The sequence below is a fragment of the Vibrio sp. M260118 genome (genome assembly GCF_036533755.1).
Lineage (GTDB): Bacteria > Pseudomonadota > Gammaproteobacteria > Enterobacterales > Vibrionaceae > Vibrio.
Map to the genome: position 1 here is coordinate 1 of NZ_JATABG010000190.1, position 6483 is coordinate 6483.

Genomic DNA, 6483 nt, shown 5'->3' on the forward strand with positions numbered 1-6483 from the left:
ACAATATCTTTGCCATCGACTTCGATAGAGTGGCCTGGGCCGGCATTGAACTGAACTTTGTAGTCACCCGCTGGTTTTTGAAACTCTATCTCGCCATCTTCGTTGATTTCACTTTTGATTAACTCGGTACCAGAAGCATCTAGAACTAAAACTTCAACGCCAGATGCTGATGAGCCGTCCGAAAAGCCACCTTCACATAAGATGGTGTTGTCACCGAAATCGTAACAAGAGAATAGTGGGGTGTGAGCCATTGCCGTGGCTGGGAGCAGTGCGCCGAACAACAATGCTAATGTCGCCTTTTTCATTTTGTTTTCCTTATCAGAGTCTTAGTCGCCAATGATTGGCTAGCGGCTAATAATTGGGCAAAGCATAAGCTGCGCAAATGTATATTAAAACTGGTAATTATTATTATTTGCATCTGGATTGATTTAGATCATCTAAACGTTAATCATTATCATTTGCGAGTTCTTATCGAAAACGCATCGCTTTACACTATGTTTCCATATATTTCCGCAATGGATTCATGGCAATGAAAACTCAATTAGACAGATTGATACCGGGGCAGAAAGGAGTAATTGTTTCTCACGGTTCTCAGGGGGCTATCAGGCAGCGCTTATTAGATTTGGGCTTGATTCCTGAAATGGAAATTGAGTTTGTTAGATACGCCCCAATGGGGGACCCGTTGGAAGTGAGAGTCGGTCTTACCAATGTTGTGATTCGTAAGACAGAAGCTGAAACAGTGATGATCGCGTTAGATTGCGGATAAAGCAGAAGAAGATACGGAACATGCAAAGAAAGAAAATCCTCCTTGCGGGTCAGCAAAATGCGGGTAAATCGACGGTTTTTAACATGCTTACAGGGGCTCGTCAGCATGTTGCTAATTATCCTGGAGTTACGGTTGATAAAAAAGTCGGCTATTTCTCGAATAGCTTTGGTTCGTATCAGCTGATTGATTTACCGGGTACTTATAGCCTGACCAGCTTTTCTCTTGAAGAGCGAGTAGCAAGAAAAGCGCTGCGCGAAGAGAACGCAGATGTTGTTCTTAATGTCATGGACGCGGCGAACATCAATCGCTCTTTGCATCTTTCACTGCAACTTTTAGAGCTGGAACTGCCAGTAGCAGTCGCTCTGAATATGATGGACGTGGCTGCGTCGGAAGGCATCCAGATTGATAGTAGTAAGCTGTCTGAAGCCATTGGTGTTCCGGTTGTTGAGTGTATAGGTCGATTGGGCAAGGGGGCTGAGAGTATTGGCCAAGCGATTGATGGCGCTAAGCCGAGTTCTTTTGCTGTACCGTATCCTAAACTCGAAGATTCAATTTCAAGCCTAACCGCCCAAATTGAAACGCTAGATTGTGAAAATAAACCCGCAGCGCGTTGGTTAGCGTTAAGACTGTTGGAAAACGATCAAGAGGCACTAACTTCGCTTGAGTCTGCGCTAGACACCAAATCCTTGAGTCAGCTGCAAAGTGTTGTTGAAGCAGAGCAGCAATCGGTAACTCAAGCACTAACAACGCCAATCAATGACTATATCGTTGCTCAGCGTCAATTGACGGTGACTCGCATATTAAAAGAGTGCGTTGAATTCACAAAGCAAGGCCAAGAAAAAACAAACTTTACGCAAAAGTTCGACAAACTAGTATTAAATAAATTTGGTGCACCCATCTTTTTGATCGCGACTGTCTTTGTTATCTACCAAAGTTCGATTGTCTACGGGTATGAACTGACTAATTACTGGTGGCCTTACTTAGCGGCATTTAGAGAGTTAGTCGCTAGCTTGCTGCCGGACGCAGGTTTTCTCTATGACCCTTACGTGCGTTCACTTGGGCTTTGGGTTGTTGATTCTGCAAATACGCTGCTTAACTACATACCTATCTTCCTTATCCTATTCGCACTGATTGCCATATTGGAAGACTCGGGATACATGGCGAGGATTGCGTTCATTTCAGATAAAGTGCTGCATAAGTTTGGTCTTCATGGTCAAAGTACATTGCCGATGATCCTCGCAGGCGTGTTCGCTGGTGGTTGTGCGGTTCCAGGTGTCATGGCAACGAAAGGGATACCCGATAACAGAGCGAGGTTAGCAACCATTTTAACTGTTCCTTATATGAACTGTTTAGCCAAAATTCCGCTATATACGCTGATGCTGGGGATATTCTTTGTTGAAGATAAGTCGTTGATGACGTTTTATATTTCAACTATCTCGATTATTTCTGCACTGCTAGTTGCAAAACTACTGACGAAGACGGTACTACGTAAAACCGAAACGGCGCCATTTGTCATGGAGTTGCCTCGTTATAATCTTCCTACTGCTCGCAGTGTTGTGACCCGTTCACTTGAGCGTACTTGGATGTACGTGCGTAAGGTCGGAACTATTGTTTTGGCGGTATCAACCGTTATTTTTGTCCTGCTGCAATTTCCCGGTTTACCTGAAGAGAGCAAAGCTCAGTTTCAACAGCGGGCTGAATCAGCGGTAGTTAAGTTCGAAAAATCGCTTAAAAATACTGGCTATGAAAACACCTTTGATCAGCAGTCTCTATCTGGATTGGTTAACTACTACACAGACTATAAGCGTGCCAAGTTAAACGCCAAAGGTGCTGCAGCATCAAAAGCCGTTGGTGAAAAGTTTAAAACACGCAACAGTGAGTTCTATTCTGTGGTTGTTCCACCAAAAGGCGATAAGGGCGCGAAGAAAGCGCACCGTGCTCTACGTAAACTCTCTTCTGAGCGCTCTAAAATTCGTCGTGAGATGAAAGAACTGCGCCTAGAAAGTTCGTTACTAGGTATGTTTGGGCGTTCGCTTGAGCCAGTCACTCAATACGCAGGTTTTGATTGGAAGATTAACGTAGCTCTATTCTCTTCATTTGCAGCCCGTGAGAGCAGTGTTGCGACGCTTGGCGTATTATTCCAGCAAGACGAAGATAGCAATCAGAAACTTGAAGATCGTATGAGTGGATCTAGCGAGTTTAGCGGCCATGGCGAGTTAGCAGCGGTGGCACTAATCTTGTTCTTTATCTTATACCCTCCATGCTTAGCCACAGTAATGATGATTAAAGTGCAGACTGGTGAGTACAAGTGGATGTTGCTGTCGATCTTCTTACCGACTGCGATTGGTTTTTCAGTGGCGACAGCAGTTTATACATTGGGAAATGCCTTTAAGCTTACAGGTATTCAACTGATGTCAATGGCTTATTTTTTTGCGCTTGCATTATTGCTATTACTCGGATTTAAAGACTGGATTAAGCGTAGAATGCTGCCAGATGAAATTCCCGTTAAGAATATTGAGGGATAGACTATGTATGAACAATCAATAGAGCTTTGGGATGTTGCCATTGTCGTTCTTATTGTTGCTGGCGCGGGATACTATATTTATAACAAGTTGTTTAAAAAGAAAAATAGCTGCGGAAGTGGTTGCGATTCTTGCGCGAGTGCTCCGGGTAAGGAGTGAGGTTGAACAATTTTTGCTTACTTGTGGCATTCGACCAACGATGTGGGACCTGGTTGGTGTTAGTGTCGCTTTGCTCTGAATGGCGATCATTATGTTTGCTCCAAGAGCTACGTAGTTAGGTTAAACCGAGAGGAGCCTACCTACGAACGCGTAGAGCTCATGACTCTATCCATAATTTCCATACTCTGATCAAAATATGGATTGTAAGTGAGCCGAGCGTGAACCTTGTTGGGTTCTGTGTATCCCCAAGCGGAATACCAGATGTTCTCGCCACTCTGACATTGGGCTTCTTTCTCTTCACCTTGACCATTGCTACAGATGATATTGCCACCATTGACGCCATAATTTGGATTGTTTGGAGAAAAGAGCAGCCCCATATGTGAGCCATTGGAAATACGCTGTTTCGGTAGGTGCATCGAAAACTGAGTTGAACGAGGTTCCGCGATCTTACTTTCACCTTGCCAGACAATATGTCCACTAGGGTTTGGCATTTTTTTACTGAAGGTGTCGATAGCAAATTGGGTGCTAACGACTTTGTCGCCTTCGCTCATCAGCATGAATACTGGTTTGTTGTACGTTTGGTCGCCGAGTGCTTCACGAACGACTGAAGACGTTTGGTAATAGACAGCCGCTGCATTCATTGGCAATGAATTGTAGCGCAGAGGATTGTCTTCAGGATCTTGGTCTGCCCAGGTCACAAAGTAACTCGCTAGCTCGGCATATTTTACCACTTCAGAGTGAGGCTGCAGAGCAGGGGAGAAAAGCAATAAACCGTTCACGCTATCGTCATTTAGTGCCTCAGCCGTAACCAGATTCGCTCCAGTCGAATAGCCGCCAAGCCAAATGGAATCAGTGTTTTGTTTTAACAGTGAGATGTGGTGGCGAACGACACCTTGCCAATCTTGAAGCGTTGGGAGTTGGAGATCGCCCACCTTACTCGCATGGCCTGGTAGTAGAACTGTTCTAACCAAGTAGCCTTTCTCTGCTAGATGAGTTGCGACGTCAACGAATGAGTAAGGAGAATCTCCTAGGCCGTGAACCAGCAATACACCTTGTCCATTTGGTTGCTCAGGGACATATTCCTTAGGCAGCACCATGTCTAGTTCTGCCTGTTTGTCTTCAGTCATGAATAGACGATTGCTCTCAAGCCAACGCTTAGTTTCTGATACATACGCTTGAAAGCTGGCTTGTGAGTAGCTCGGTAATTGTTGTGCTGCTTGGAAGGCAGGGTCGGTTGGTTGGGTTGAGCAGCCAACGGTGATGGTAGCTACTATCGCCGCAAGGCTAAAAACTAAGACGGTCTTTTTACGCATCGTATATTCAATTCACCTATTTACTTTGAGACGTCCTCATACTCCCCTTCGAGTGTAGAGTGATTGCTTTGTTGAGAAAACGCTGAGCGATTCATTTTAAGAGACTTTTCTATTTTCTTTCCAGTGATAACCGCAGCAATAGTTAGCGGAATAATCATGATCAAGCTGAACAGCAGTGTAAATACACCAATAAACAGTGCCAAAAAACCAGAAATTACTCTATTCATAATCTTTACCTCTTATCTATATGAGCAGAATAGCGCGAGATAAATGAATCAAACATGAACAAACGGAAAATGGAGGCATGGATCAAAAAGGCCACTTCCAAATAAGAAAGTGGCAACTACGGGGGATTATTATAGATATTATGTTGTGGAGAATTGCCTCAGACATTGCCTGAGACGATATTCTGTTGGTCAACTACCAAAGTTAGCTGACCAAATCCGTAGATTATTTTGTTGGGTAAGTTTTGTAGCGAACACCCATCATTTGTTCCATACAGTGAACAACCTGACAGCTGTAGCCAAACTCATTGTCGTACCAAATGTACAGAACGCAGCGGTTATCTTGTGCGATAGTCGCAGCGCCATCAACCACACCTGCGAATCGAGAACCCACTAGGTCAGTTGATACAATCTCAGTAGACTCAGTGTAATCAATTTGCGCAGATAGCTCAGACGTCAGAGCCATTTCACGCAGGTAAGCGTTAAGTGCTTCTTTATCTGTACCATGTTCAAGGTTTAGGTTAGCGATCGCCATCGATACGTTTGGTGTTGGTACGCGGATAGCGTTACCTGTTAGCTTACCTGCTAGTTCTGGTAGAGCTTTTGCTACCGCTTTCGCTGCTCCTGTCTCGGTTAACACCATGTTCAAAGATGCGCTACGTCCACGGCGCTCACCCGAGTGGAAGTTATCAATTAGGTTTTGGTCATTGGTAAACGAGTGAACCGTTTCAATATGGCCTGAAATAACCCCAAACTTGTCGTTAACGGCTTTTAGCACTGGTGTAATAGCGTTGGTGGTACAGCTTGCTGCAGAAATGATGTTATCTTCAGTTTGGATAACGTCATCATTCACGCCAAACACAACGTTTTTGATGTCACCTTTGCCTGGTGCGGTCAACAGCACTTTCTCTGCGCCTTTGCACTCTAGGTGCTGTGCAAGGCCATCAGCATCACGCCAAACACCCGTATTATCAACAACTAATGCGTTGTTAATTCCAAAGCTAGTGTAGTCGACGTCTTGTGGTTTGTTGGCATAGATAAACTGGATGTAATTGCCGTTAGCGATGATCGCTTTGCGTTCTTCATCAACAACAATACTACCGTTAAATTGTCCGTGAACAGAGTCGCGACGTAGAAGGCTCGCACGTTTTTCTAAATCACCTTTCTTACCGCCGCGAACTACGACTGCACGTAGTCGAAGTGGGTAACCAGGACCGGATTTTTCAACCAGTAGGCGAGTCAATAGGCGGCCAATACGTCCAAACCCGTAAAGTACCACATCACGTGGCTCGCTTACGGTTTGACCATTTTGCGCACCAAGAAGCGACGTATGTAAGAAGTCTTTTACTCCGTGTGCGTCATCACGGCCTTGCCAGAATTCATGGGCAAGTTGACCAATGTCGACACGACAAGGAGAAAGTTCCATTTCGCTAAGTGCTTGGATTAAAGGTAGCGTTTGCTCTGGAGTGAGTGCTGTTCCAGTGTAGCGACGTGCTAAT

At 44.7% G+C, this 6483-nt stretch carries 7 protein-coding genes; 3 read left to right on the forward strand and 4 right to left on the reverse strand.

Going from position 1 to position 6483, the window contains the following annotated elements; genetic code table 11:
* A partial coding sequence (locus QTO00_RS12085) for a hypothetical protein (protein ID WP_331425039.1) occupies positions 1-305 on the reverse strand: 305 nt, incomplete at its 3' end.
* Between the two features lie 224 nt (positions 306-529).
* Here QTO00_RS12085 and QTO00_RS12090 point away from each other — a divergent pair.
* The 3 genes from QTO00_RS12090 to QTO00_RS20990 are packed head-to-tail and all read left to right on the forward strand — an operon-like array spanning position 530 to position 3447.
* The gene (locus QTO00_RS12090) at positions 530-766 is read left to right on the forward strand and encodes a FeoA family protein (RefSeq protein ID WP_331425040.1); all 237 of its coding nucleotides are present in this window, start codon (positions 530-532) and stop codon (positions 764-766) included.
* A 20-nt stretch (positions 767-786) separates the two neighbouring features.
* Positions 787-3291, forward strand: a complete 2505-nt coding sequence (gene feoB / locus QTO00_RS12095; protein WP_331425041.1) for a ferrous iron transport protein B — start codon at positions 787-789, stop codon at positions 3289-3291.
* Between the two features lie 3 nt (positions 3292-3294).
* On the forward strand, positions 3295-3447 hold the full coding sequence (locus tag QTO00_RS20990; RefSeq protein WP_443088923.1) for a FeoB-associated Cys-rich membrane protein: 153 nt from the start codon (positions 3295-3297) through the stop codon (positions 3445-3447).
* 140 nt (positions 3448-3587) lie between these two features.
* On the opposite strand, the gene QTO00_RS12100 is transcribed toward QTO00_RS20990, so the two are convergent.
* The 3 genes from QTO00_RS12100 to QTO00_RS12110 all read right to left on the reverse strand — a co-directional run.
* Positions 3588-4760, reverse strand: a complete 1173-nt coding sequence (locus QTO00_RS12100) for an alpha/beta hydrolase (RefSeq protein WP_331425042.1) — start codon at positions 4758-4760, stop codon at positions 3588-3590.
* A gap of 20 nt (positions 4761-4780) precedes the next feature.
* Positions 4781-4987: a hypothetical protein gene (locus QTO00_RS12105; RefSeq protein WP_331425043.1), complete on the reverse strand. Its 207-nt coding sequence runs from the start codon at positions 4985-4987 to the stop codon at positions 4781-4783.
* 223 nt (positions 4988-5210) lie between these two features.
* Positions 5211-6483: glyceraldehyde-3-phosphate dehydrogenase (locus QTO00_RS12110; RefSeq protein WP_331425044.1), on the reverse strand; the 1273-nt coding region annotated here is incomplete at its 5' end.